Source organism: Kitasatospora nipponensis, assembly GCF_039528135.1.
In the GTDB taxonomy this organism is placed as follows: Bacteria; Actinomycetota; Actinomycetes; order Streptomycetales; family Streptomycetaceae; genus Kitasatospora; species Kitasatospora nipponensis.
On record NZ_BAAALF010000071.1, the window covers coordinates 1 to 24,667 of the forward strand.

At 71.8% G+C, this 24,667-nt stretch carries 23 protein-coding genes; 12 read left to right on the plus strand and 11 right to left on the minus strand.

The features are described 5' to 3' along the window. Positions 1-470: 470 nt before the first annotated feature. A complete protein-coding gene (gene bldC / locus ABD323_RS20200; protein WP_014137253.1) occupies positions 471-677 on the minus strand; it encodes a developmental transcriptional regulator BldC in 207 nt (68 codons plus the stop codon). Positions 678-1,225: 548 nt separating this feature from the next. Continuing rightward, positions 1,226-2,119 carry a DUF8083 family protein gene (locus tag ABD323_RS20205; RefSeq protein WP_486327153.1) on the minus strand — a complete coding sequence of 298 codons (894 nt, stop codon included), beginning with the start codon at positions 2,117-2,119 and terminating at the stop codon, positions 1,226-1,228. A 161-nt stretch (positions 2,120-2,280) separates the two neighbouring features. Here ABD323_RS20205 and ABD323_RS20210 point away from each other — a divergent pair, with 161 nt between their 5' ends. Further along, positions 2,281-3,456, plus strand: coding sequence for a Glu/Leu/Phe/Val dehydrogenase dimerization domain-containing protein (locus tag ABD323_RS20210; protein ID WP_344443148.1), 1,176 nt, complete (start codon positions 2,281-2,283; stop codon positions 3,454-3,456). 346 nt (positions 3,457-3,802) lie between these two features. After that, positions 3,803-4,057, plus strand: a complete 255-nt coding sequence (locus ABD323_RS20215; RefSeq protein WP_344443150.1) for a DUF3073 domain-containing protein — start codon at positions 3,803-3,805, stop codon at positions 4,055-4,057. 160 nt (positions 4,058-4,217) lie between these two features. Here the strand turns inward: ABD323_RS20215 and purM are convergent, their stop codons facing one another. From purM to ABD323_RS20230, 3 genes are all read right to left on the minus strand, one after another. Further along, positions 4,218-5,291: a phosphoribosylformylglycinamidine cyclo-ligase gene (gene purM, locus ABD323_RS20220; protein ID WP_344443151.1), complete on the minus strand. Its 1,074-nt coding sequence runs from the start codon at positions 5,289-5,291 to the stop codon at positions 4,218-4,220. Positions 5,292-5,362: 71 nt separating this feature from the next. Continuing rightward, complete coding sequence (gene purF / locus ABD323_RS20225; RefSeq protein ID WP_344443153.1) at positions 5,363-6,946, minus strand: amidophosphoribosyltransferase; 1,584 nt, start codon at positions 6,944-6,946, stop codon at positions 5,363-5,365. A gap of 173 nt (positions 6,947-7,119) precedes the next feature. Next, the gene (locus ABD323_RS20230; protein ID WP_344443154.1) at positions 7,120-7,953 is read right to left on the minus strand and encodes a diacylglycerol kinase family protein; all 834 of its coding nucleotides are present in this window, start codon (positions 7,951-7,953) and stop codon (positions 7,120-7,122) included. Positions 7,954-8,079: 126 nt separating this feature from the next. Between ABD323_RS20230 and ABD323_RS20235 the strand changes: the two genes are divergently transcribed. From ABD323_RS20235 to ABD323_RS20245, 3 genes are all read left to right on the plus strand, one after another. Continuing rightward, positions 8,080-9,363 carry an adenylosuccinate synthase gene (locus ABD323_RS20235; RefSeq protein WP_344443155.1) on the plus strand — a complete coding sequence of 428 codons (1,284 nt, stop codon included), beginning with the start codon at positions 8,080-8,082 and terminating at the stop codon, positions 9,361-9,363. Positions 9,364-9,566: 203 nt separating this feature from the next. Beyond that, positions 9,567-10,160 carry an NADPH-dependent FMN reductase gene (locus ABD323_RS20240; RefSeq protein WP_344443156.1) on the plus strand — a complete coding sequence of 198 codons (594 nt, stop codon included), beginning with the start codon at positions 9,567-9,569 and terminating at the stop codon, positions 10,158-10,160. Between the two features lie 125 nt (positions 10,161-10,285). Continuing rightward, positions 10,286-10,879, plus strand: a complete 594-nt coding sequence (locus tag ABD323_RS20245) for a GNAT family N-acetyltransferase (protein WP_344443158.1) — start codon at positions 10,286-10,288, stop codon at positions 10,877-10,879. Between the two features lie 58 nt (positions 10,880-10,937). Here ABD323_RS20245 and ABD323_RS20250 read toward each other — a convergent pair whose 3' ends face one another. Continuing rightward, on the minus strand, positions 10,938-11,894 hold the full coding sequence (locus tag ABD323_RS20250) for an NADP-dependent oxidoreductase (RefSeq protein WP_344443160.1): 957 nt from the start codon (positions 11,892-11,894) through the stop codon (positions 10,938-10,940). A gap of 106 nt (positions 11,895-12,000) precedes the next feature. Between ABD323_RS20250 and ABD323_RS20255 the strand changes: the two genes are divergently transcribed. Next, positions 12,001-12,540 carry a winged helix-turn-helix transcriptional regulator gene (locus ABD323_RS20255; RefSeq protein WP_344443161.1) on the plus strand — a complete coding sequence of 180 codons (540 nt, stop codon included), beginning with the start codon at positions 12,001-12,003 and terminating at the stop codon, positions 12,538-12,540. On the opposite strand, the gene ABD323_RS20260 is transcribed toward ABD323_RS20255, so the two are convergent. Next, positions 12,450-12,935 carry an LURP-one-related/scramblase family protein gene (locus ABD323_RS20260; protein WP_344443163.1) on the minus strand — a complete coding sequence of 162 codons (486 nt, stop codon included), beginning with the start codon at positions 12,933-12,935 and terminating at the stop codon, positions 12,450-12,452. The two genes, ABD323_RS20255 and ABD323_RS20260, sit on opposite strands and share 91 nt — an antisense overlap. A 163-nt stretch (positions 12,936-13,098) precedes the next feature. Between ABD323_RS20260 and ABD323_RS20265 the strand changes: the two genes are divergently transcribed. Then, complete coding sequence (locus tag ABD323_RS20265; protein WP_344443164.1) at positions 13,099-14,925, plus strand: NHL domain-containing thioredoxin family protein; 1,827 nt, start codon at positions 13,099-13,101, stop codon at positions 14,923-14,925. A 110-nt stretch (positions 14,926-15,035) separates the two neighbouring features. Here the strand turns inward: ABD323_RS20265 and ABD323_RS20270 are convergent, their stop codons facing one another. Then, complete coding sequence (locus ABD323_RS20270; RefSeq protein ID WP_344443165.1) at positions 15,036-16,343, minus strand: M18 family aminopeptidase; 1,308 nt, start codon at positions 16,341-16,343, stop codon at positions 15,036-15,038. A gap of 370 nt (positions 16,344-16,713) precedes the next feature. Next, complete coding sequence (locus ABD323_RS20275; protein ID WP_344443166.1) at positions 16,714-18,543, minus strand: acyl-CoA dehydrogenase; 1,830 nt, start codon at positions 18,541-18,543, stop codon at positions 16,714-16,716. A gap of 215 nt (positions 18,544-18,758) precedes the next feature. On the opposite strand from ABD323_RS20275, the gene ABD323_RS20280 reads away from it, so the two are divergent. From ABD323_RS20280 to ABD323_RS20300, 5 genes are all read left to right on the plus strand, one after another. Then, positions 18,759-19,304: an SseB family protein gene (locus ABD323_RS20280; protein WP_344443167.1), complete on the plus strand. Its 546-nt coding sequence runs from the start codon at positions 18,759-18,761 to the stop codon at positions 19,302-19,304. A gap of 242 nt (positions 19,305-19,546) precedes the next feature. Further along, complete coding sequence (locus ABD323_RS20285; protein ID WP_344443168.1) at positions 19,547-20,506, plus strand: pirin family protein; 960 nt, start codon at positions 19,547-19,549, stop codon at positions 20,504-20,506. Between the two features lie 116 nt (positions 20,507-20,622). After that, on the plus strand, positions 20,623-21,348 hold the full coding sequence (locus tag ABD323_RS20290) for a hypothetical protein (RefSeq protein ID WP_344443169.1): 726 nt from the start codon (positions 20,623-20,625) through the stop codon (positions 21,346-21,348). A 130-nt stretch (positions 21,349-21,478) separates the two neighbouring features. Then, entirely contained in the window at positions 21,479-22,057 is a 579-nt protein-coding gene (locus ABD323_RS20295; protein WP_344443170.1) for a hypothetical protein, read from the plus strand. Positions 22,058-22,247: 190 nt separating this feature from the next. After that, a complete protein-coding gene (locus ABD323_RS20300) occupies positions 22,248-22,943 on the plus strand; it encodes an SDR family NAD(P)-dependent oxidoreductase (protein ID WP_344443171.1) in 696 nt (231 codons plus the stop codon). Positions 22,944-23,112: 169 nt separating this feature from the next. Here the strand turns inward: ABD323_RS20300 and ABD323_RS20305 are convergent, their stop codons facing one another. Together ABD323_RS20305 and ABD323_RS20310 are read right to left on the minus strand one after the other, a co-directional pair. After that, positions 23,113-24,183 carry a hypothetical protein gene (locus ABD323_RS20305; protein WP_344443172.1) on the minus strand — a complete coding sequence of 357 codons (1,071 nt, stop codon included), beginning with the start codon at positions 24,181-24,183 and terminating at the stop codon, positions 23,113-23,115. Continuing rightward, a complete protein-coding gene (locus ABD323_RS20310; RefSeq protein WP_344443173.1) occupies positions 24,180-24,533 on the minus strand; it encodes a PadR family transcriptional regulator in 354 nt (117 codons plus the stop codon). The genes ABD323_RS20305 and ABD323_RS20310 overlap by 4 nt, the downstream gene beginning before the upstream one ends. Positions 24,534-24,667 lie beyond the last annotated feature (134 nt).

Sequence of the window (24,667 nt, forward strand, 5' to 3'; positions counted from 1 at the left end):
CCCGGAACCGTCAGGTTCCGGGCCTCTTGCCATTCAGCCGCCCGTCCGGGCGGACGGACCGTCAGCTCGCATTATCAGGGACTTGGTCCAGACCACAAGACAGGACCCTGTGACAGTCGTCACTTATCTTTTCTTGAGGTCGACAACCGGCGGCACCCCTCAACAGGGCTCTGATTTAATATGTAAAATTGTACTGACTTCCCAAGCTTTCCGCTATTTCCCCACGGGAATTCATTTCCGCCCCAGGCGTCGCATTGCCTATCCGGGCGACCGTCATTTGCTGGTCAAATGACAGCCATGTAATGGTTGACGCTCATGGCATCGGGCCCCCCGGCGGGCCACCCTCCGGGGCAATGCGAAAGCCCCCCGGACATGCCGAAGGGGCCGCTTCCCGGACCCGGCGGAGTCCGGGGGGCGACCCCTTCGGTACAGCGTCGACGCGGCGGGCCCGGCGGCCCGCCGAGGGCGACTCAGGCTTCGGTGCGCTGGGCCGGAATACCGGCCAGCAGGGCGCGCACCTCCGCCTCCCGGTAGCGGCGGTGGCCGCCGAGCGTGCGGATGGACGTGAGCTTGCCCGCCTTGGCCCATCGAGTGACCGTCTTGGGGTCCACGCGGAACATGGTGGCAACCTCTGCCGGCGTCAGCAGAGGTTCAGCGTCAGGGGTACGAGCGGTCATGAGCGGCCTCCTCGGAGAACCGAACCAGGGCGGTTCTATCCTTCAAATTCTGCACCTTGGCCCGCGATGCCCGAAATGGCACAGACGGACCGAGTCGGTTATAGGACGAACGGCTTGTCCTGGTGTCTACAACTACACCATCCGTCCAGCCCTAACGACCAAACCGCCAAAATTGGCCCCTCACAGGCTCAAGAGCGACGGATGGCGATGGACCACCCCATAACGGACAGTTACGCTCGTGTAACAACCGGTAGTGGAGTGACCAGACCCATCGTTTCCCCCCAAAGGGCGCACCGACCCCGAATCCACCCAAAAGTGGGCAGGTGTGGGGAGAGTTGGGCTGGTTGTCCCATTTTTACCCTTAACGGTAAGTTCACGTCAACGGTGAGTAGTGTCACGTATCTGAGGTATTGACCCGAACCGGGACCTTGGTCCCGAGAGTCCCGAACATTCTTCCTACGCCGGCGGGACGTCCCGAAGCTCCCCCGCCCCACCCGCCCCTGAGCCCCCGTCAGTCGCGTCCCCGCCGCCTGCGCCGCCCCCGAGGGTCAGTTCGCGTACCGCAGCTCCTGGATCACCCGCCAGCGTTCCAGCACCACCTCGTACGCCCGCGCCGCACCCTCCCCGTCGCCGGCCCGCAGCGCCGCGAGCCCCTGGGCCAGCTCGGCCGCCGAGCGGTCCGCGGCCAGCCGCCGGGCCCCGATCGCGTGCACCAGCCCGCCGTAGTCCAGTTCCACCAGTGAGCGCGGGTGGAAGTCCTCCAGCCACCGCCCCACCTCCTCCGCCCCCAGCGCCAGCGGCGTGCCCCGCAACTGCTCGCGCAGCACCCGGTAGCCGCGCGCCACCCGCCGCCGGGCCTGTGCCATCGGCGTCAGGTAGAAGAGCGTCGCCGGCCGGGCCGGCTGATCGCCCCGGGCCGGCTGCGCCGGCAGGAACCGGCGGTCCTCGTCCCCGAAGGGCAGGAACCAGCGCACCGGCACCTCCCAGCGGCTGGTCAGGATCCAGGGCCGGTCGTCCGGGTGCGCGGCCCGCCAGCGGGCCTGGGCGGCCAGCGCCCGGCGCCGCACCGGCTGCGGCAGGACGGTGTCCAGCAGGGCGTCCGGCAGCGACTCGCGCAGCTCCTCCAGGGCCTGCCAGCTGCGCAGCCGGGTGGACCAGGGACAGACATAGGTGACACCGTCGACCAGGCGCACGAACGCCCGCCCGCTCTCCCGCTCGGGCAGCGCCCGAGGGGTGCGGCTGGCCAGCTCGGCGAGCGCCCCCCGCTGTGCCTCGAGCGCCGCCTCGGTGACCGGCTCGGCCGCCGATCCGGCGTCCGGCCCGCGCGCCGCCACGTACTCCTGCCAGCGGGTGCGGTCCGGCTCGGGGTAGGCCGCGAGCGGCTCGTACACCCGCAGGTGGGCGGCGTAGGGCGCCAGGACGGACGTGTGCACATCGGTCACGCCCAGCATCGTCGCACGGCCCACCGGCCCACCGGGAGCCCCCGGCCGCCGGGTGCGGGCGGATCCTGCCGCCGGGGCCCCCACGGCCCCGCCCGCGCACTACGCTTCGCGGTAGATGCCCGCACCACAGCAGCGGGCCCGCAGATACTGGAGTCACCACAGTGACCGACGTACGCACTGCATCCGTCACGCACCCCGCACCCGGCGTGCTGAGCAGGATCTTCCGTACCGAGCAGGACGGCGCCCCCGGCGACGGACACGAGCAGGTCGTGCTCTGCCACGACCGTTCCTCCGGCCTCAAGGCGATCATCGCCCTGCACTCCACCGCCCTGGGCCCAGCCCTCGGCGGCACCCGCTTCCACCAGTACGCCTCCGAGGAGGAGGCCCTGGAGGACGCCCTGCGGCTCTCCCGCGGGATGAGCTACAAGAACGCGCTGGCCGGGCTCGACCTCGGCGGCGGCAAGGCCGTGATCATCGGCAACCCGGCGGCCAAGGCCGAGGGCGGTGACAAGTCCGAGGCCCTGCTGCGGGCCTACGGCCGCTTCGTGCAGTCGCTGGCCGGCCGCTACATCACCGCCTGCGACGTGGGCACCTACGTCCAGGACATGGACATAGTGGCCCGCGAGTGCGACTACGTCACCGGCCGCTCCCCCGAGCACGGCGGCGCCGGCGACTCCTCGATCCTGACCGCCTTCGGCGTCTTCCAGGGCATGCGGGCCTCCGCCCAGGCGCGCTGGGGCCAGCCGACGCTGCGCGGCCGGCGGGTCGGCGTGGCCGGTGTCGGCAAGGTCGGCCACTACCTGGTCGGCCACCTGGTGGCGGACGGCGCGACCGTGGTCATCACGGACGTCTCCGAGGCCGCCGTCAACCGGGTCCGGGCCGCCCACCCGGACGTCGAGGTGGTCGCCGACACCCCGGCGCTGCTCGGCGCCCGGCTGGACGTCTACGCCCCCTGCGCGCTCGGCGGCGCGCTGGACGACGCGACGGTGGCCGCCCTGACCGCGGCCGGCACCTCGGTGGTCTGCGGCGCGGCCAACAACCAGCTGGCCCACCCGGGCGTCGAGAAGGACCTGGCCGACCGCGGCATCCTCTACGCGCCCGACTACCTGGTGAACTCCGGCGGGGTGATCCAGGTGGCGGACGAGATCGAGGGCTTCAACTTCGAGCGGGCCAAGAACAAGGCCACGAAGATCTTCGACACCACGCTGGAGATCTTCACCCGGGCCACCGCCGACGGGGTGCCGCCGGCCGTGGCCGCCGACCGGCTCGCCGAGCGGCGGATGCGCGAGATCAGCGCGCTGCGCACGATCCTGCTGCCGGGTGCCCGCCGGAGCTGACCCAGGATGACCGGTCCGCATCACAATGTGGAACCGGATTCACCGGATGTCCCCCGATCGGGCGCCCCGCGCGCCACGGTCGGGGGATAATCGGTCGCAGAACGACGGTCCCGGACACCCGCCGGGCACCCTGTGAATGCCCGGAATTACCCGCCCGACCAGGTGCGACCTGGCCCCGGGGGGCGACAGTGCGCGCCACGTCACACCGGCGACGTACCGTCTGACGGCGGAAACAGGTACCGTTGATGCTCCAAGGGACGGCTCTCCCGCTTCGGGCAAGCCGCTCCTGATCATGAACACGTGTCAGACTCGGGGCCGTGAGCCCCATCGTTGAGGGGGTCGACCCATGGGGCGCGGCCGGGCCAAGGCCAAGCAGACGAAGGTCGCCCGCGAGCTGAAGTACAACAGCGGCGGCTTCGACGCTAACCGTCTGTCCAGCGAGCTGGGCGTTTCACCCGTTCCTGCGATCAACCCGGAACCGGTTGAGGACGAGGACGACGAGGACGACCCCTACGCGGCGTACGCGGACTACTACGCCGACGAGGACGAGGACGAGGAGCAGGAGGCGGAAGCCGGCCATCACCAGGCCCGCCGCCGCTGACTCCACGCCCTGACCGGTTCGAGCGCCCCAGGCGCCGGGCCGGTTTTCGGCGTGCTCCCACGTTCTCCGTCGGAGCTCCGCGGCCCTGCCGCCGGGCCCCTGGAACGCGACTGCTCCCGCACCCCGGGCGGGGGCGGGAGCAGTGCGGTGTCCGGTCCGGTCAGCTCGCGTAGTCGCCGTAGAGCGCGGCGCCCTCGGTGTGCTCCGCGTCGCGGTCCACGATGTCGCCCAGCAGCCAGGCCTCCACGTCGCGGTCCTCCAGGATCGCGAGCACGGCGTCCACCGACTCCGGCGGCACCACGGCGACCATGCCGATGCCCATGTTGAGCGTCTTCTCGATCTCCAGCGTCTGCATCCGGCCGACCTGCGCGACGGTCTGGAAGACCGGCAGCGGGGTCCAGGTGCCGCGGTCCAGCCGGGCGTGCAGGCCCTCGGGGATGACCCGGGCCAGGTTGGCCGCCAGGCCCCCACCGGTGACGTGCGAGAAGGCGTGGATCTCGGTGGCCCGGGTGAGCGCCAGGCAGTCCAGCGAGTAGATCCGGGTGGGCTCGAGCAGCTCCTCGCCCAGCGTGCGGCCGAACTCGGCCACCTCGCGCTCCAGCTTCCAGCCCGCCTCGTTCAGCAGCACGTGGCGCACCAGCGAGTAGCCGTTGGAGTGCAGGCCGGAGGCGGCCATCGCGATCACCACGTCGCCCGCGCGGACCCGGTGGGCGCCCAGCAGGGCGTCCGCCTCGACCACGCCGGTGCCGGCGCCCGCGACGTCGTACTCGTCCGGTCCCAGCAGGCCCGGGTGCTCGGCGGTCTCGCCGCCGACCAGCGCGCAGCCGGCCAGCACGCAGCCCTCCGCGATGCCCTTGACGATCTGGGCGACCCGCTCGGGGTGGACCTTGCCGACGCAGATGTAGTCGGTCATGAAGAGCGGCTCCGCGCCGCAGACCACCAGGTCGTCGACGACCATGCCGACCAGGTCGTGGCCGATGGTGTCGTGCTTGTCCAGCGCGGCGGCCAGCGCGACCTTGGTGCCAACCCCGTCGGTGGCGGAGGCCAGCAGCGGGCGTTCGTAGCGCTTCAGGGCGGAGATGTCGAAGAGCCCGGCGAAGCCGCCCAGGCCGCCGACCACCTCGGGCCGGTTGGTCTTCTTCACCCACTGCTTCATGAGCTCGACGGCGCGGTCGCCCGCCTCGATGTCGACTCCGGCAGCGGCGTAGGTGGCGCCACTCTCGTTGCTGGTCACTGCTGCGGCCCTCTCGGGTCTGTGGGGGGTGAACGACAGCGGGGCCCCGATCGGGGCCCCGCCTGCGGGTACTACGGGCGGCGCAGCGCGTCGGCGGCGCCGTGGCCGCCGAGCAGGGACTGCACCCCGTCGAGGTCGGCGGCCGCGGCGGGCTTGCCCCGCACCGCCGGCTTCTGCTGGCTGCCGGCGATCTCGGCCTCCAGCAGGAGCTTTCCGAGCAGCGCCGGGTCCGGCAGCTCCATCGGGTACTCACCGTCGAAGCAGGCCCGGCAGAGCCGGTCCTTGGGCTGCTTGGTCGCCTCGATCATGCCGTCGATCGAGATGTAGGCGAGCGAGTCGGCGCCGAGCGTCTTGCCGATCTCCTCCACCGTCATCCCGTTGGCGATCAGCTCGGCCCGGGTGGCGAAGTCGATGCCGAAGAAGCACGGCCACTTCACCGGCGGCGAGGAGATCCGGATGTGCACCTCGGCGGCGCCCGCCTCGCGCAGCATCCGCACCAGGGCGCGCTGGGTGTTGCCGCGCACGATCGAGTCGTCCACGACCACCAGGCGCTTGCCGGCGATGACCTCGCGCAGCGGGTTGAGCTTGAGCCGGATTCCGAGCTGGCGGATGGTCTGGCTGGGCTGGATGAAGGTGCGCCCGACGTAGGCGTTCTTCACCAGACCGGAGCCGTAGGGGATCCCGCTGGCCTCGGCGTAGCCGATCGCGGCCGGGGTGCCCGACTCGGGAGTGGCTATCACCATGTCGGCCTCGACCGGGGCCTCGATGGCCAGCCGGCGGCCCATGTCCACCCGGGACAGGTGCACGTTGCGGCCGGCGATGGAGGTGTCGGGGCGCGCCAGATAGACGTACTCGAAGACGCAGCCCTTGGGCTTGGCCTCGGCGAACCGCGAGGTCCGCATGCCGTTCTCGTCGATGGCGATCAGCTCGCCCGGCTCCACCTCGCGGATGAAGCTGGCGCCGCAGATGTCGAGGGCGGCCGTCTCGGAGGCCACCACCCAGCCGCGCTCCAGTCGGCCGAGCACCAGCGGGCGGATGCCCTGCGGGTCACGGGCCGCGTAGAGGGTGTGCTCGTCCATGAAGACGAGCGAGAAGGCGCCCTTGACCTTCGGCAGCACCTGCCGGGCGGTCTCCTCGATGGAGAGGTCGGGGTTGCCGGCCAGCAGGGCGGTCACCAGGTCGGTGTCGTTGGTCGCGGCCGTCCGGCCGGAGCGCGAGACGTGCTCCTCTCCGGGCAGGTCGGCGACCATCGCCGCGAGTTCCGCGGTGTTGACCAGGTTCCCGTTGTGGCCCAGGGCCAACGAACCGTGAGCGGTCGCCCGGAACGTCGGCTGGGCGTTCTCCCAGACCGAGGACCCGGTGGTCGAGTAGCGGGCGTGTCCGACGGCGATATGCCCGTGCAAGGACCCCAGCGAGACCTCGTCGAAGACCTGGGAGACAAGTCCCATGTCCTTGAAGACGAGAATCTGGGAGCCGTTGCTCACAGCGATGCCCGCGGATTCCTGTCCGCGGTGCTGCAGGGCATAGAGGCCGAAGAACGTGAGCTTGGCGACCTCCTCGCCGGGAGCCCAGACACCGAAGACGCCGCAAGCGTCCTGGGGGCCCTTCTCGCCGGGAAGGAGATCGTGGTTGAGTCTTCCGTCACCACGTGGCACGCCTTCGAGTCTAGGGCAGTTGCCCCAGGCTTCCCGAACGGGGGACCGGGTGCGGTCTGGCGAAATCACCGACGACGCGCGTAGACCGAACCCCTTACCATGGCGCCCGGCCAGGCGGGGCACGGGTGGCACCCCGACCCGCGTGACCCTGCTCACCCCCGCGCCCGCCCCGCTCACCCCGCCGGCAGCAGCAGCTCCCAGGCGTCGGGGCGGGCCGTCCAGGTCCGCGCGGGCACCGGGCCGGTCAGCGCGCCGTCCGCCTCGTAGCCGAAGGTGCGCCCCGCCACCGTGACGCTGGTGGCCCGGACCCGCAGCAGCGCGCCGCCCGGACCGGCCGGCCGCACCACCACCTCGGCCACCGCGCCGCCCGCCGGCATCCGCAGCGCCACCAGCCGTACCGGACGCTGCTGACCGCCCAGCGGACGCCCGTCGGCCTCCACGCGCAGCCGACTGGCGGGTGACTCCACCTGCTCAGCCGCAATAAGTTTCGCCCATAGCGAACGCCATCCGCCCGGATGGCCGTGCCGCCGCCCGGGGATGCGCACCTCGCCCAGCACCACGCCGTCCCCGTCGTCGAGCAGCAGGCCCAGCGGCCTGGGCACCCCCGACAGCACCGCGCGGGCCGCCGCCACCGGCTCCAGCGGCACCCCCAGGGAGTGCGCCAGCGCCACCGACCGCCCCCGGCCCACCGGCACCAGTCCCAGCGGCCCGGCCGCCAACTCGCGCTGGCGGTGCAGGGCCTGTACCACCCGTTGCAGTGTCAGGTCGGAACCGACGACCACCGGGCGGCGCCGGCCCCGGTGCGAGAGCACCCGCTCCAACTCGGCCGCGCTCTCGGGCACCGCCACCTTGACGTCCGCACTCCCCGCCAGGACGTCCCGGGCGATCCGCACCGCCTCCCCGTCGGCCTCCTTCGCCGCCGGATCCAGCAGGACCAGCAGCGGCGCGTTGTCGGGTGGCCCGGAGGCGTCGGACGGCGGGGGTACGGACGTGGACTGGAACGACACGACCGGTCCTTCCTCAGGTAATCTCTCGGTGCAAGAGCCCCTTGCGCTATTGCGCCAGGGGCTTCGTCTATCTCGGGGCAGACTGCGGCCTACGCAGGATGCCCCAACCGGAAGGGGTGTACGCCTGTGCCGGCACTCGTGCTCGTTGGTGCTCAGTGGGGAGACGAGGGCAAGGGGAAGGCCACCGACCTCCTCGGCGGCTCCGTCGACTACGTCGTCCGCTACCAGGGCGGCAACAACGCCGGCCACACGGTGGTCATCGGCGACCAGAAGTACGCGCTGCACCTGCTGCCCTCCGGCATCCTGAGCCCGAACGTCGTGCCGGTGATCGGCAACGGCGTCGTGATCGACCCGGGCGTCCTGCTCTCCGAGCTGGACGGGCTCAACCAGCGCGGCATCGACACCTCCAAGCTGCTCGTCTCGGGCAACGCCCACCTGATCACGCCGTACCACCGCACCCTGGACAAGGTCGTCGAGCGCTTCCTGGGCAAGCGCAAGATCGGCACCACCGGGCGCGGCATCGGCCCGGCCTACGCCGACAAGATCAACCGGATCGGCATCCGGGTGCAGGACCTCTTCGACGAGTCGATCCTCACCCAGAAGGTCGAGGCGGCGCTGCACGACAAGAACCAGCTCCTGGTCAAGCTCTACAACCGCCGCGCGATGCCCGTCGACCTGGTGGTCGAGGAGTACCTGGGCTACGCCGAGAAGATCCGCCCGTTCCTGGCCGACACCACGCTGGTGCTCGACCAGGCGCTGAAGGCGAACAAGGTGGTCCTGCTGGAGGGCGGCCAGGGCACCCTGCTGGACGTCGACCACGGCACGTACCCCTTCGTGACCTCCTCCAACCCGACGTCGGGCGGCGCCTGCACCGGCGCCGGCATCGGTCCCACCAAGATCGACCGGGTGATCGGCATCCTCAAGGCCTACACCACCCGCGTCGGCTCGGGCCCGTTCCCCACCGAGCTGCTGGACGCCGACGGCGACGCGCTGCGCCGCATCGGCGGCGAGCGCGGTGTCACCACCGGCCGCGACCGGCGCTGCGGCTGGTTCGACGCGGTCATCGCGCGCTACGCGACCCGGGTCAACGGCCTGACGGACTTCTTCCTCACCAAGCTGGACGTGCTGACCGGCTGGGAGCAGATCCCGGTCTGCGTGGCGTACGAGATCGACGGCAAGCGCGTCGAGGAACTCCCGTACAACCAGTCGGACTTCCACCACGCGAAGCCGATCTACGAGAACCTGCCCGGCTGGACCGAGGACATCAGCAAGGCGCAGACCTTCGCCGACCTGCCGAAGAACGCGCAGGCCTACGTGAAGGCGCTGGAGGAGATGTCGGGCGCTCCGATCTCCGCGATCGGCGTGGGCCCCGGCCGGACCGAGACGATCCAGATCAACTCGTTCATCTGATCGCCCATCTGATCGCCCCGGTCCCCGGACCGTTCGCGGGCGCCCGCTCAGGTCGAGCGGGCGCCCGTCGCCGTTCCCGGCCGCCGTTGGGGCAGGTCACCGGAAGGAAGGGCGCGACCGGCCTTGACCTCAAGCTCGGTTGAGCTCGTAGCGTCGTCCCGAGTCGATCGACCGATCGGCACGACCGATTCCGGGGAGGAACCATGTCCGAGCAGCGCCTGCGGGTCGCCGTGATCACCGGCAGCGTCCGGGAGGGACGCTTCGCCCCGATCATCACGAAGTGGTTCCTGTCGCAGATCGGCGAGCACCAGGACATCGAGGTGGACGCGATCGACCTCACCGAGTTCGAACTGCCCATGGCCTTCCCGGCCTTCGGCAGCCGGCCCGCCGGCGAGGTCGCCGCCGTCTCCGAGGCCCTGCGCACCCGTCTCGGCGCGGCCGACGCCTTCGTGGTCATCACGCCCGAGTACAACCACAGCTACCCGGCCTCGCTGAAGAACCTCATCGACTGGCACAACGTCGAGTGGCACGCCAAACCGGTCGCCTTCGTCTCCTACGGCGGGCTGTCCGGTGGCCTGCGCTCGGTCGAGCACCTGCGCCCGGTCTTCGCCGAGGTGCACGCGACCACCATCCGGGACGTCGTCAGCCTCCACAACGTCTGGTCGCAGTTCGACGCGGACGGTGCGCCGAACGACCCGGCCGGCACCAACGGCGCGGCCAAGGTGATGATCGACAGGCTGATGTGGTGGGGCGAGGCCCTGCGCACCGCCCGGGCCACCAGCCCGTACACGGTCTGACGGACGGCGGATCACCCCAGGGTGCGCCGGCTCCCTCCACGAACCGGCGCACCCTGCAGCCTTCACTGTTGCACTAATGCAATAGACCGTTGCCTCTAATACAGAATCGCGTTATCTTTTCGACCGTGACTGCGAAGACCCCCGCCCCCGTCGTCCTGACCGGTACCCGCATCCGCCTGGAGCCGCTCGACCGCTCCCACGCGGCCGACCTCTTCGCGGCCGTCGGCGGTGACGAGGAGGTCTGGCGCTGGATCCCGATCCCCCTGCCGCGCACCGAACAGGACATGCTCGACGTCGTCGACCACTACCTGGACGGCTCGGACAGCCAGCCGTTCGCCGTGATCGAGTTGGCCACCGGCCGGGCCGTCGGCATCACCTGCTTCCTCGACGCCAACGCCCGCGACGAGCTGGTGGAGATCGGCGGCACGCTCTACGCCCGCTCGCTGTGGCGCACCGGAGTGAACACCGAGGCCAAGATCCTGCTGCTCACCCATGCCTTCGAGGAGCTCGGCATGGGCCGGGTGATGTGGAAGACCGACCACCGCAACGAGCGTTCGCAGGCCGCGATCCGGCGCCTGGGCGCGCAGTACGAGGGCACCTTCCGCCGCGCCCGCCGCCGCCCGGACGGCAGCTGGCGCGACAGCGTCTACTTCTCGATGCTGGCCGACGAGTGGCCCACCGCCAAGCAGCGGCTCAGCGAGCGGCTCGCGGCGGGCTGACCGGGCGGCTCGCGGCGCACTGACCGCGCGGCCGCACCGGCCCACCGCCGGCGAGCGCTCAGCCCAGGTCGAGCACCACCTTGCCGCGCACCCGTCCCGCGCCGACCAGCTCGAACGCCGTCGCCACCTCGGCGAAGGGCAGCACCGCGGCCAGCTCGACCCGCAGCTCACCGCGCTCCACCAGTTCGGTGAGCCCGAGCAGGCCCGCCCGGTCCGGCTCCACCAGGAAGCCGGTGGCCCGCCGCCCGGTGGCCTCGGCCGCCGCCACCACCTCGGCGTCGGCGCCGCCGGGGACCGCCACCAGCAGCCCGCCCGCACCCAGCACCTCGAGCGAGCGGCGCTGGTGCTCGGGATCGCCGATGTTGTCCACCACCAGGTCGACCGGCTCCACCTGCCGCTCGAACGGCCCGGCGGTGTAGTCGACCACCTCGTCGGCGCCGAGCCCGCGCAGGAAGGCGTGCTTGTCCGCGCGCGCCGTCCCGATCACGTACGCACCCCTGGCCTTGGCGATCTGCACCGCCAGGTGTCCCACCCCGCCGGCCGCCGCGTGCACGAGCACCCGCTGGCCCGGCTGCACCCGGGCGGTGTCGACCAGGATCTGCCAGGCCGTCAACCCCGCCAAGGGCAGTCCGGCCGCCTGCGGGTGGCCGAGCCCGGCCGGCTTGCGGACGAAGTGCCGCGAGGGCGCGGCGACGTACTCGGCGAAGCCGCCGGCCAGCCGCGGGAAGAGCGGCATGCCGAGCACCTCGTCCCCCACCGCCAGCGTGGTGACCCCGAAGCCGACCGCCTCCACCGTGCCGCTGACGTCCCAGCCCAGCGTGTAGGGCGGCTCCCCGTACAGCCAGGCCAGGCCCTGCCCCTGGCTGGTCTTGGTGTCCACCGGGTTGACGCCGGCCGCGCGCACCCGGACCAGCACCTCGGTGGGGCCCGGCTCGGGACGGGCGGTCCGCGCGATCCGCAGTACCTCGGGGCCGCCGAAGGTGTCCTGGGTGACGGTGTTCATCTCGTTGCTCATGGCCCCAGCCTCTCCGGCCACCGGGCGCCGGGACAGACGGCACCTCGAGGTAACCACCCGGCGGCCCCCGGAATAGCTCCGCCCGGACGAGGCGTTGGCCCCGGGCATGAGCACTCCCGCCGGCACCACCGACAGCGACCCCGCACCGGACCGCTGCCCCTGCCGACCGCTGCTCGACCGCTTCGGCGACCGCTGGTCGGTCCTGCTGCTGATCAGCCTCCAGGACGGCTCGAAGTGCCACGGCGAGCTGGCCCGCACCATCGGCGACATCAGCCGCAAGATCCTCACCCAGACCCTGCGCGGCCTGGAGCGCGACGGCCTGGTGCTGCGCACCGTGCTGGACGGCCCGGTGCTACGGGTCCGCTACGAGCTCACCGCGCTCGGCCGGAGCCTGGCCGGGCCGCTCAGCGCGATCCGCGGCTGGATGGACCTCCACCAGGAGGAGATGGAGGCCCACCAGCGCGCCTACGACGCCCGCGCCACCGACCCGGGCGTCACCGACCTGCGCCGCGCCCGCTCCGCCCGCCGGGCCACCGCGGAGCGGACGCCGACCGGTCAGGCGTCCTCGCGCACCAGGTGGTCCACGCAGACCGCGACGGCCAGGAGCAGCGGGGCGTCCGCGCCCTCCTCGATCCTGACCCCGTAGTGGTCGCGGATCCGGAACCACTTCCGGGAGATCTCGGCGATCTTGTCCCCGTGCGACTCGATCCTGTAGTCCTTGTCGACCAGGTCGCCGTGGATCTCCAGCTCCTGGCCGTCCGCGAGTTCCACGTGGTACTTGTCGCGGAACGGCGTGAACAGCTTCTTGCGCACGATGGCGACCGTCTCGCCCTCGGCGTCCTCGATCTTCATCGCGTCCCGGACCGACAGCGCCTTGTGCTTGATCACCGCCACCACCTGCCCGGCGGCGTCCTTGAGCTCGAAGGTCTCCCGGATCCGCAGCACCTTGCCGTCCACCAGGAAGGCCTTCTCGCCGTCCTCGTTCTCGATCCAGTAGTCCTCGCCGATCCCGAAGATCCGCTCCTTGACCTGGTACTTCATCACGCACTCCCAACACGGTCCGAGGTGGCTCACCGTCACCGGGGGCTACTGTGCCAGCTCCACCCACCCCAGCGGGAGCACCGCCCCCGGATCGGCCCGGCAGCGCCCCCCGACCCACGCGCGGCCGGAATGCCTCCCCGGCTCGATGGGGTTGGATACGGACATGGCTTCTCGCGCACGCGTACGTGCTCCCGAACTCGTCGGCGCCGGCGGTTGGCTCAACACCGGCGGCCGACAGCTGACCCTGGCCGACCTCCGGGGCAAGATCGTCGTCCTGGACTTCTGGACCTTCTGCTGCATCAACTGCCTGCACGTCCTGGACGAGCTGCGCGAGCTGGAGGAGAAGCACCGCGACACGGTGGTGATCGTCGGGGTGCACTCGCCGAAGTTCGTGCACGAGGCCGACCACCAGGCGGTGCTGGACGCGGTGGCCCGCTACGAGGTCGAGCACCCGGTGCTGGACGACCCGCAGCTCGTCACCTGGAAGCAGTACGCGGTGCGGGCCTGGCCGACGCTGGTGGTGGTCGACCCGGAGGGGTACGTGGTCGCGCAGCACGCGGGCGAGGGGCACGCGCACGCGATCGAGCGGCTGGTGGGCGAGCTGGAGGCCGAGCACGCCGCGAAGGGCACCCTGCGGCGCGGCGACGGTCCCTACGTGGCGCCCGAGCCGGTGGCCGGGGCGCTGAAGTTCCCGGGCAAGGCCGTGCGGCTGCCGGGCGGGACCTACCTGGTGGCCGACTCCGGGCACCACGGCCTGGTCGAGCTGGCCGAGGACGGCGAGAGCGTGCTGCGCCGGATCGGCGACGGGACGCGCGGGCTGCTGGACGGCCCCGCGGACCTCGCCCGGTTCAGCGAGCCGCAGGGCCTGGCGCTGGTGCCCGAGGGCCTCGGCCTCGGCTACGACGTGGTGGTGGCCGACACGGTCAACCACGCGCTGCGCGGGGTGCGGCTGGCGGACGGCGCGGTGACCACGCTGGCCGGCACCGGCCGGCAGTGGTGGCAGGGCTCGCCGACCGAGGGGCCGGCCCTGGCGGTGGACCTCTCCTCGCCGTGGGACGTGGCCTGGTTCGACGGCCGGTGCTGGATCGCGATGGCCGGGGTGCACCAGCTCTGGGCGTTCGACCCGGCCACCGGGACCGTCGCGGTGGCCGCCGGCACCACCAACGAGGGCCTGGTGGACGGCCCGGTGGCAGAGGCGTGGTTCGCGCAGCCGTCGGGCCTGGCGGTGTCGGCCGACGGCGAGCGGCTCTGGGTGGCCGACTCGGAGACCTCGGCGCTGCGCTGGGTTTCACGTGAAACACAGTCCGTGCACAGTGCGGTCGGCACCGGGCTCTTCGACTTCGGCCACCGGGACGGCGCGGCCGGGCAGGCGCTGCTGCAGCACCCGCTGGGTGTCACCGTGCTGCCCGACGGCTCGGTCGCCGTGGCCGACACCTACAACCACGCGCTGCGCCGCTTCGACCCCGCCACCGGCGAGGTCAGCACGCTCGCCACCGACCTGCGCGAGCCCTCGGGCGCGGTGCTGGTGGGCGAGGACATCGTGGTGGTGGAGTCGGCCCGGCACCGGCTGACCCGGCTGCGGCTGCCCGAGGAGGCGGTCCGGGTGGAGTCGGTCGCCCACCGCACCCAGCGGGCCGCCACCGAGGTGGCGCCGGGCGCGCTCCGCCTCGACGTGGTCTTCACCGCCCCCAGCGGCCAGAAGCTGGACGAGCGCTACGGTCCCTCGACCCGACTGCTCGTCAGTTCCACCCCGCCCGAGCTACTGGTCTCCGGCGCCGGCGCGGACAGCGCGCTCTCCCGCGAGCTGGTGCTCAACGGCGCGCTGACGGAGGGTGTGCTGCACGTCTCCGCGATGGCGGCGTCCTGCGACGACGACCCGGCGATCGAGTACCCGGCCTGCCACGTCCACCAGCAGGACTGGGGCGTGCCGGTGAAGCTGGTGGCCGGAGGGGCGAGCCGGCTGCCGCTGGTGCTGGCGGGCATGGAGTAGTCGGCGGACCCGGAGCAGCCGGCCGACCCGGAGTGGCCGGCGCCCGCCCACCGCGGCGCCCGCCCACCGCGCGGCCGCGCCCCGGATCCCCGGGGCGCGGTGGCCGCGGCTCAGCCCTCCAGGAACGCCTTGATCGCGCTGGCCAGCAGGTACGGGTCCTGCGCCCCGCACAGCTCGCGCGCCGAGTGCATGGAGAGCGCCGCGATGCCGCAGTCCACCGTCGTGATCCCGAGGCGGGCCGCGGTGATCGGCCCGATCGTCGTGCCGCAGGGCATCGCGTTGTTGGAGACGAAGGTCTGCCACGGCACGCCGGCCTTCTCGCAGGCCGCCGCGAAGACCGCGCGCCCGACACCGTCGGTCGCGTAGCGGTTGTTCACGTTGACCTTGAGGATCGGCCCGCCGTTGGGCACCGGGTGGTGGCCCGGCTCGTGCCGCTCGGCGTAGTTGGGGTGCACGGCGTGGCCCATGTCCGAGGAGAGGCAGACCGTGCCGGCCAGCGCCCGGGCGCGGTCCTCGGTGCTGCCTCCCCGCGCGTAGACACTGCGGTCGAGCACGTTGCCGAGCAGCGGCCCCTGCGCGCCGGTGTCCGACTCGCTGCCGGTCTCCTCGTGGTCGAAGGCGGCCAGCACCGGGATGTACGGCAGCTGGTCGGCGGCCCCGCCGGTGACCGCGGCGGCCAGTGCGGCGGTCGCGGCGTGCACCGAGAGCAGGTTGTCCAGGCGGGGTGCGGCCAGCAGCTCGCGCTCGCGCCCCAGGTACGACGGCGGCTGGACGTCATGGGTCATCAGATCCCAGCCCACCAGCTCAGCGGCGTCCACACCGGCGCGCTCGGCGACGTAGGACATCAGGCCACCCTCGTCCACCGGACCGAGGCCCCAGATCGGGGTCAGGTGGCGCTGCTTGTCCAGCTTCAGTCCGTCGTTCACCTGACGGTCGAGGTGGATCGCCAGCTGCGGCACGCGCAGCAGCGGCTCGTCCAGCTGCACCAGCCGCGTCGACCCGTCACGCAGCACCAGCCGGCCGGACAGCCCCAGGTCCCGGTCCAGCCAGGTGTTCAGCGGCACGCCGCCGTAGATCTCCACCGCCACCTGGCGCCAGCCCGCCGACCCGGTGTCCGGCACCGGCTTGACCCGCAGGTTGGGCGAGTCGGTATGGGTGCCCACGACCCGGTACGGCGTGTGCGGCTGCGCCGAGCTCGGCACGTACCAGGCGATCAGCGCCCCGCCCCTGATGACGTACCGTCCGCCGGCGGTGCCCTCCCACCCGTCGGTCTCGGCGACCTGCCGGAAGCCCGCCTTCTCCAGTCGCTCGGCCGCACCGGCCACCGCGTGGTACGGGGAGGGTGCCGCGGCCAGATAGGCGATCAGGTCGTCGGTGTGGGTCCGGTCGAAGTAGACCGGGCGTTCGGCGGTCGACATGCTGCTCCTGGGTCGAGGGATTGCGGAGAGCCGGTGGGGAGGGGCTTCCCACCCGAGCATATGCCCGTACACCGACAGGACGGTCAAGACTTGGTCATGCTCGCGCAACCCACCCCACCGCCCCGTGGGGCCGCCGTACGGGCCCCGGATCGGTTTCGTGTCCGACCGTTCGCCCTTCCGCCCCGCGGTGCACCGGGGTCGCGCCGCGCCCGGGGCGCCCTGACGTGCCGTCGAGCGCCACTGCCGTCGAGCGCCGGCGCCGCGCGGCGGCGGGGGCGCGCCCCGGCCGCAAAGCCCTGTGGGGCCCGGCGCGTGCCGGGCCCCACAGGGCTGAGGGTGTGTCAGGCGGTCTGTCGGTGGAGCGAGGCGGCTAGAACGCCTCCTCCGCCAGCTCCATGATCCCCAGGTCGACGTTCTCGGCGATCAGGCGCTGCGCGCTGACCGTCGGCAGGACGGTGCCGGCGAAGAGGCGGGCCGCGGCGACCTTGCCCTGGTAGAACGGGACGTCCTTGGCGCTGGCGCCCGCCTCCAGCTTGGCCAGCGCGACGGCGGCCTGGCGCAGCAGCAGCCAGCCGACCACCACGTCGCCGGAGACCATCAGCAGGCGGGTGGTGTTGAGGCCCACCTTGTGCATGTTCTTGACGTCCTGCTCGACCGCGGAGAGGTCGTTGAGCAGCTTGCCGACGATCGCCTCGAGGTCACCGGCGGCCTTGGCGAGGTGCTCGCGCTCGGCGGCCAGGGCGTCGCCGCCCTCGCCCGCGCCGAGGAACTTCTGGATCTGCTCGGAGACCGCGGTCAGCGCCTGGCCGCCGTCCTTGACGATCTTGCGGAAGAAGTAGTCCAGGCCCTGGATCGCGGTGGTGCCCTCGTAGAGGGTGTCGATCTTGGCGTCCCGGATGTACTGCTCGATCGGGTACTCCTGCAGGAAGCCGGAGCCGCCGAAGGTCTGCAGCGACTGGGCGAGCTGCTCGTAGGAGCGCTCCGAGCCGTAGCCCTTGACGATCGGCAGCAGCAGGTCGTTCAGGCGCTCGGCGGCCTCGTCGCGCTCGCCACGCAGGCGGGCGGCGAGCAGGTCGTCCTGCACCGAGGCGGTGTAGAGGACCAGGGCGCGCATGCCCTCGGCGTACGCCTTCTGGGTGAGCAGCGAGCGGCGGACGTCCGGGTGGTGCGTGATGGTGACGCGCGGCGCGTTCTTGTCCAGGAAGTTGGCGATGTCGGCGCCCTGCACGCGCTCCTTGGCGTACTCCAGCGCGTTCAGGTAGCCGGTGGAGAGGGTGGCAATGGCCTTCGTGCCGACCATCATCCGGGCGAACTCGATGATCTTGAACATCTGGCGGATGCCGTCGACGCTCTCGCCGACCAGCCAGCCCTTGGCGGGGTGCTTGGCGCCGAAGGTCATCTCGCAGGTGTTCGAGGCCTTCAGGCCCATCTTGTGCTCGACGTTGGTGGCGTAGACGCCGTTGCGCTCGCCGAGCTCGCCGGTCTCCCAGTCGAAGTCGAACTTGGGGACGATGTACAGGCCCAGGCCCTTGGTGCCCGGCTTGCCGCCCTCGGGGCGGGCCAGCACCAGGTGGATGATGTTCTCGGACATGTCGTGCTCGCCCGAGGTGATGAAGCGCTTCACGCCCTCGATGTGCCACGAGCCGTCGGCCTGCTTGATCGCCTTGGAGCGGCCGGCGCCCACGTCCGAGCCGGCGTCCGGCTCGGTGAGCACCATGGTGGCGCCCCAGAGGCGGTCGGTCATCAGCTTGGCGATCTTCTTCTGCTCCTCGGTGCCCTCGTCGTAGACGACGCCGGCGAAGGCCGGACCGGAGGAGTACATCCAGATCGCCGGGTTGGAGCCGAGGATCTGCTCGGCGTAGGCCCAGATCAGCGAGGACGGCGTGACCTGGCCGCCGATCTCCTCGGGGATGCCCAGACGCCACCACTCGGCGCCCATGTAGGCGTCGTAACTCTTCTTGAAGGAGGCCGGGATCGGGGCGGTGTTGGTCTCCGGGTCGAAGACCGGCGGGTTGCGGTCGGCGTCCGTGAAGGAAGCGGCGAGGTCGTTCTCGGCCAGGCGCGAGATCTCGCTGAGGATGTTCTTCGCGGTGTCGACGTCCATGTCGGCGAACGGACCGGTGCCGTACACCTGGTCGCGGCCGAACACCTCGAAGAGGTTGAACTCCACGTCCCGCAGGTTGGACTTGTAGTGACCCATGACCGTATCTCCGGTTCGTCGCTTCCGGGTGCGCGTTCCGTTCCGGACGCCCCCTACCCGCCAGTACACCTCATGATGCTACCGGGTAGTAACTTATTCAACCCCTTCGCCGTTAATCCGGCGTGAACGTAGTCACGTCCCGACAGCTCCATCCCACCTCAGCTTGTCCGGATCGGCCGCCGCACAAGCCCGCCCCGGCCCGCTAGCCTGTCCGTGTGTACGGCTATGAGCAGAGCGCGCCCGGCGCGAACGGCGGCTACCCCGGCGACCCCTACCAGCAGGCGGGTCAGGCCGGCATGGGCGGCGGCTACGGGCAGCCCGGGTACGACGCCGCGGCCGGCGGGGCGGCAGGCTACGGCGGACAGTCGCAGGCCGCCGGACAGTCGCTGTACCCCGAGCCCTCGCCGCCCTCACTGGCGGACGCCGTGCGCGCCTTCACCACCGGCTCGATGCCGGTCGAGGACTTCCAGGCCATCTTCATCACCTCCAAGGTGCACTGCCCGCGCGGTGAGCGGCCGGGCTTCCTGGCGCTGCACAACACGCCGACCCCGGTGATCCCGATGTTCAGCTCACTCAAGGAGCTGCGGCGCTACGCGGGCAAGGAGTCCAAGTACTTCTCGGTCTCCGGCGCCGAGGTGCTGGACCTGCTGCCGACCGGCTACGGCTTCGCCCTCGACATGGAGGGCGAGCACCGGATGGTCTTCGACGCCAAGGCCGTGGAGCAGATGGTCGACTTCACCATGCGGCGGATGTACGGCTGAGCCGGGCGCTCCGGTTTGAGGCGGCCGCTCTCGTTTTGGAGCAGTGCTCTCGTTTTGGATCGGCGCTCTCCTCATAGAGCGGCGCTCTTGTCATAGGACGCCGCTCTCACCTCCACCTCCCCCGACCCGTTCCCCTTCGTGCACCGCTCCGCGCGCACATCGTTGAAACTTCAACTTGCTTCTTGTTGAGGATTGAACTAATCTCACGGATGTAGGCCAAAGAACCCCCGAAGGAGGCCGACATGCCCGCCGTGACCGTCGAGAACCCGTTGACCCTTCCCCGCGTCGCCACCCCCGACCCCACCGTCACGGTCGCCCGGCCGGTCCTGGCGGTGTCCACCGCACTCGAGGGCTTCGAAGGCGAGGGCTTCCCGGTCCGCCGGGCCTTCGCGAAGATCAACCAGAAGTACCTGGACCCGTTCATCATGATGGACCAGATGGGCGAGGTGGACTACGCGGCCGGCGAGCCCAAGGGCACCCCCTGGCACCCGCACCGCGGCTTCGAGACCGTCACCTACATCATCGACGGCACCTTCGTGCACCAGGACTCGCACGGCGGCGGCGGCGTGATCACCGACGGCGACACCCAGTGGATGACGGCCGGCTCCGGCCTGCTGCACATCGAGACCCCGCCGGAGTCGCTCGTGCTGTCCGGCGGCCTCTTCCACGGTCTCCAGCTCTGGGTGAACCTGCCCGCCGTGGACAAGATGATCGCCCCGAAGTACCAGGACATCCGCGGCGGCAGCGTCAAGCTGCTCGCCTCCTCCGACGGCGGCGCGCTGCTGCGCCTGATCGCCGGCGACCTCGCCGGCCACCAGGGCCCCGGCGCCACCCACACTCCGATCACCATGATCCACGTCTCCGTGAACCCCGGCGCCGAGGTCACCCTGCCCTGGCGCTCCGACTTCAACGCCCTGGCGTACGGCCTGGCCGGCAGCGGCTCGGCGGGTTCGGACCGGCGTCCGTTCCACATGGGCCAGGCCGTCGTCTTCGGCGACGGCGACTCCCTCACCATCCGGGCCGACGAGACGCAGGACTCCCGCAACGCCAACTTCGAGGTCGTCCTCCTCGGTGGCGAGCCCATCCGCGAACCGGTCGCCCACTACGGCCCGTTCGTGATGAACAGCCACCGCGAACTCCAGCAGGCGATGGACGACTTCCACGCCGGCCGGCTGGGCACCATCCCCACCGGCGCCAACTGATCGCACGCCGGAGCGGCGGAGTCGGGCCCCGACTGCGCCGCTTCGGCCTGCCCGACGCGGGCGGGTGCGCGCGAATTCGGGTGCCCCGGCCCGGAAGGGCGTGCGAGCATCGGCGGATGACCGGCACCGAGGAACTGCTCCCCGCCGACCTGATCGGCAGGCGACTGCTGCGGGTGACCACCTCCTGGCACCACGACGCCGCGAACGACGCCACACTGCTGCACCTGTGGCTGCACCTGGAGGGCCTGGGCCCGGTCCGGGTCCACACGCCCGGAACCGGCCTGTCCCTGACGGTCGACCAACCCCACGAGCCGTACTCGATGGCGGAGTACGGCAACGTCTCGGTGCTGGACGACTCACCCGAGACCCCGGTGACCCGGTTCGTCGGCCGGCAGATCCGCTCGGTCCGGGAGATCCGCTACCGGGACGGCCGCGTCGACTTCGCCGCCGGCCTCACGCTCCTGTTCCCCGACGGGAGCGTTCGCCTGCTCGCCCTGGACGACGAACTCGTCGTCGCCCACGACCAGCACCTCGGCGCTGTCGAGGCCCACCTGGACGAGGACGTGACCATCGCGCGGGCGGTGCAGACCTGCGGGGGCTGCCCCGCGCAGTGGGACGCCTGGACCACCGGCGGCCAGTACCTGTACCTGCGCTACCGCCACGGCCAGGGCAGCGTCGAGGCGTTTCCGAGCGAGGACCCCGTCCACTGGGGCGGCGAGGGCCCCGGGCTGCGGTCGGCCTGGGACGACGGGACCAGCGGCGGAGAGATCGACCTCACCGACTTCCTCGCGATGGCCGGCCTGCACCTGGCCCCGGACGCCGAGGTCCACCCCTACCGGTAGGGGGTGGGGTAAACCGAACCTCGCAAGTGTCGTGCTGCCACCATCGCGGCGTTCTGCCTGCTCAGGGAGGCTTGAGCCAATGGATCCCGGGCAGTCGGAATCCCATGGGACACGCAGGGGGATGGCCGTCATGTCCGTTCTGACTCAGCAGCACCAGGTCTCGCAGGTCTCCGCGCCGGCTCTGAGCGAGCGCTCCACGGGTCGACCGGCCGCCGTGCTCCGGTTCGTGGTCGGCACCTTCGTTCGCGGGGCCACCGCCCTGCCGCTGGCCGTGGCCGCCGTGCCGATGGCACTCACCGGGTCGGGCCGGCGGGCCGCCCGCGCTCAACAGGCCGTGATCCGGCGGTTCTCGCCGCACCGGGCCGGCCCGGTGCGACCGACCGGGAACCCGCTGCGGGTGGTCACGCACAGCCTGCTGGTCGCGATCCCGGCGCTGGCCTCGTTCGTCGCCGTCGGGCTGGCGCTCTTCGGAGTCGGCTCGGGCTACCTGTACTTCCTGCGCTCCGACGCCAACTTCGCCCTGGGACACCCCTTCAGTACGGACCACCGCTTCGATCACGCCTGGGGCGGGCCGACCCTGGTGGGCGCCTGGTTCGCCCACTCCTGTGTCGCCTTCGGGATACAACTGGCGGCCCTGGGGCTGGTGCACCTCCTCACCGCCGCCCAGGACCGCCTCACCCGTCGCCTCCTGACCGCACCCACCCGCTGACGTGACGAGAACGGTTACCCCCGCCACAAAGAAGTAGTGACACCTCGTCAGCGTCTCCCTGTCACGGCGGCGCGCCTCGCTGGACACCCCGAGGCGGGTGACACAGGCTGACCTGGATCAGAGACAGGCCGAGGCGGGGGACACCATGACAGGCGCGGGTACAGGCACAGGCAACGGGAGCGATGGCACGGTGGCCGTGGTCACCGGCGGCAACCGCGGGATCGGTCTGGAAGTCTGCCGCCAACTCGCCGCGCTGGGGCAGCGGGTGGTGCTGACGGCGCGCGATCCGGCGAAGGCCAGGGCGGCAGCCGCACAACTCCGGGCGGAGGCGGGGGCAGAAGCCGCGCTCGAGGCCTTCCCGCTGGATGTCACCAGCGACCGGGGAGCGGAGGCACTGGCCACCCACCTCACCGAGCGGTACGGCCGGGTCGACGTCCTGGTCAACAACGCGGCGATCACCTACGACACCTGGCAGCGCACCTCCACCGCCGACCTCGGCACCGTCCGCTCCGCCGGCGAGACCAACCTGTACGGCCCCTGGCGGGTCACCCAGGCTCTGCTTCCCCTGCTGCGCGCCTCGCGGCGGCCGCGCGTGGTCAACGTGTCCAGCGGCGCGGGCGCCTTGGCGGACCTGGGCGCCGGCACTCCCGCCTACTCGATCACCAAGCTCGCGCTGAACGGCCTGACCCTGATGCTCGCCCGCGAGCTCGATTCGGAGGGGATCCTGGTCAACGCGGTCTGTCCCGGCTGGGTCGCCACGGACATGGGCGGAGCGGGCGGGCGCCCGGTGGCCGAGGGCGCGGCGGGCGTGGTCTGGGCCGCCACCCTCCCCGAGGGCGGCCCGACCGGCGGCTTCTTCCGCGACGGCCGGCCGATCCCCTGGTGAGGACCACACCCGGCGGCGTCCACCGGGGACTTCCAGCAGGCGACGGCAACCACCCGACACCGGCGCGGCCACCCCACAGCCGGCGTCGCCCGGCTTCGGGGTGACCGCGGACTTGAGGTGACCGCAGGTTCGGGGTGACCGCCGGCCGAGGGTGGACCCGGCGGGGCCGCTACGACCCGATGAGCTGCGTCTTCTCCGCCCGGGGCGTCAGGTAGCGCACGGCACCGGCCGTCACCAGCGCCAACAGCAGCGCCTCGACGCCGTAGGTGAGGATCGGGCCCAGCCAGATGACGGGCACCTCCAGGTTCGGCACCCGCGCCACGGTCAACAGGTAGAGCGCCACCGGCAGGGTGACGAGCCCCACGGCGACCGGCAGCAGCCGGGACCAGCGCAGCGCCCCCAGGGTGAGAAGGCCGAGCGAGAGACCGACCACGCCCCAGAGCTCGACGGAGTCCAGGGAGTTCAGGTGCCACTGGTTCTGCGACGCGGAGGCGGCCAGGACCACCAGGGGTACCAGCAGGGCGCGCGGGCGACGGGTCGCGGGCGTCCCGAGCAGGTCCCTCGGCGCCGCGAACACCATCAGGGCCCAGATCAGCGCGGGCCCGACCGTCTCGACGAAGTAGTCCGCGTCGCTGAGTTGGAGGAAGAGGTCGAGACGGAACGCGAGGAAGGCGGGGTAGAGCAGCCAGTCGAAGGCCACCGCCTGGGCCACCGCGGCGAGCACACTCAGCCCGACCAGCGGCCGGACCAGGCCCCACCGGCCCAGCACCGCGGCGACCGCGGCCAGCAGCCACAGGATGCCGGTGGCGGCCCAGAGGATCACGAACCAATGGCCCGCGGCCGGGTTGTCGGCGCTCGCCTGGGTCATCGAGGCCCAGGTGTTACCGAGTTGGAAGGGCATCCGCACCACTCGGCCCACCCCGGCGGCCAGCGCCAGCGGCGCGGCCACCGCCATCAGGCGCCCGCCGACGCCGGCGGCGGTCAGACCGCCGCGCACCCGCAGACCGTAGCCGGCGATGCCCACCAGCTCGCGGGCGGCAACCAGCCGACCGCCGTGCGCGGTGGAGTCGGCGTAGACGGCCGCCATCTCCTCGGCCCGCTCCGCACGGTAGCCGGCCGGGTAGAGACGCAGGGCCAGGCGCAGGGCCCGCGAGGCGGCCGGCTCCCGATCGCCGGTGCTGCCGCCGTGGTCGCTGCCGCTGTGGGAGCCGCCGGCGCTGTCGCTGTCGTGCTGGTTCATGCGAAGGCCCCCCCGGCCTCGGTACGGATCACGGTCGCGGTCAGGCGCCGGGTGGCCTCGGTCGCGATCGCACGCAACCGCTCCGCCTCGGCGGCCAGTTCGGCGCGGCCGGGCTCGGCGAGCGCATAGGTGCGGCGGGCCCGCCCGTCGACCACCTCATCGCTCTCGACCCGGATCAGGCCTTCCTGGAGCAGCCGGTCCAGCGCGCTGTAGAGCGTGCCGGTCCGCATGGTCACCCGCCCGTGGGAGATCGCGGAGATCTCCTGGATGAGCGCATAGCCGTGCCTGGGGGCGTCGGCCAGCGCGGTGAGCAGGAGCAGCGTCGGCTCCTGCATGGAGCGCTTTGTCATGCGCCTAGATATATCGCTCATCGGCATATGTAGTCCATAGGCCGGACTGCTCGATCCGTGCCGCATCAGCCGGCCGGTGCGGCGAGTCGTGGTGATCCGTCAGGTGGCCGGGTCGGCCACGCTGTCCGCGCCGG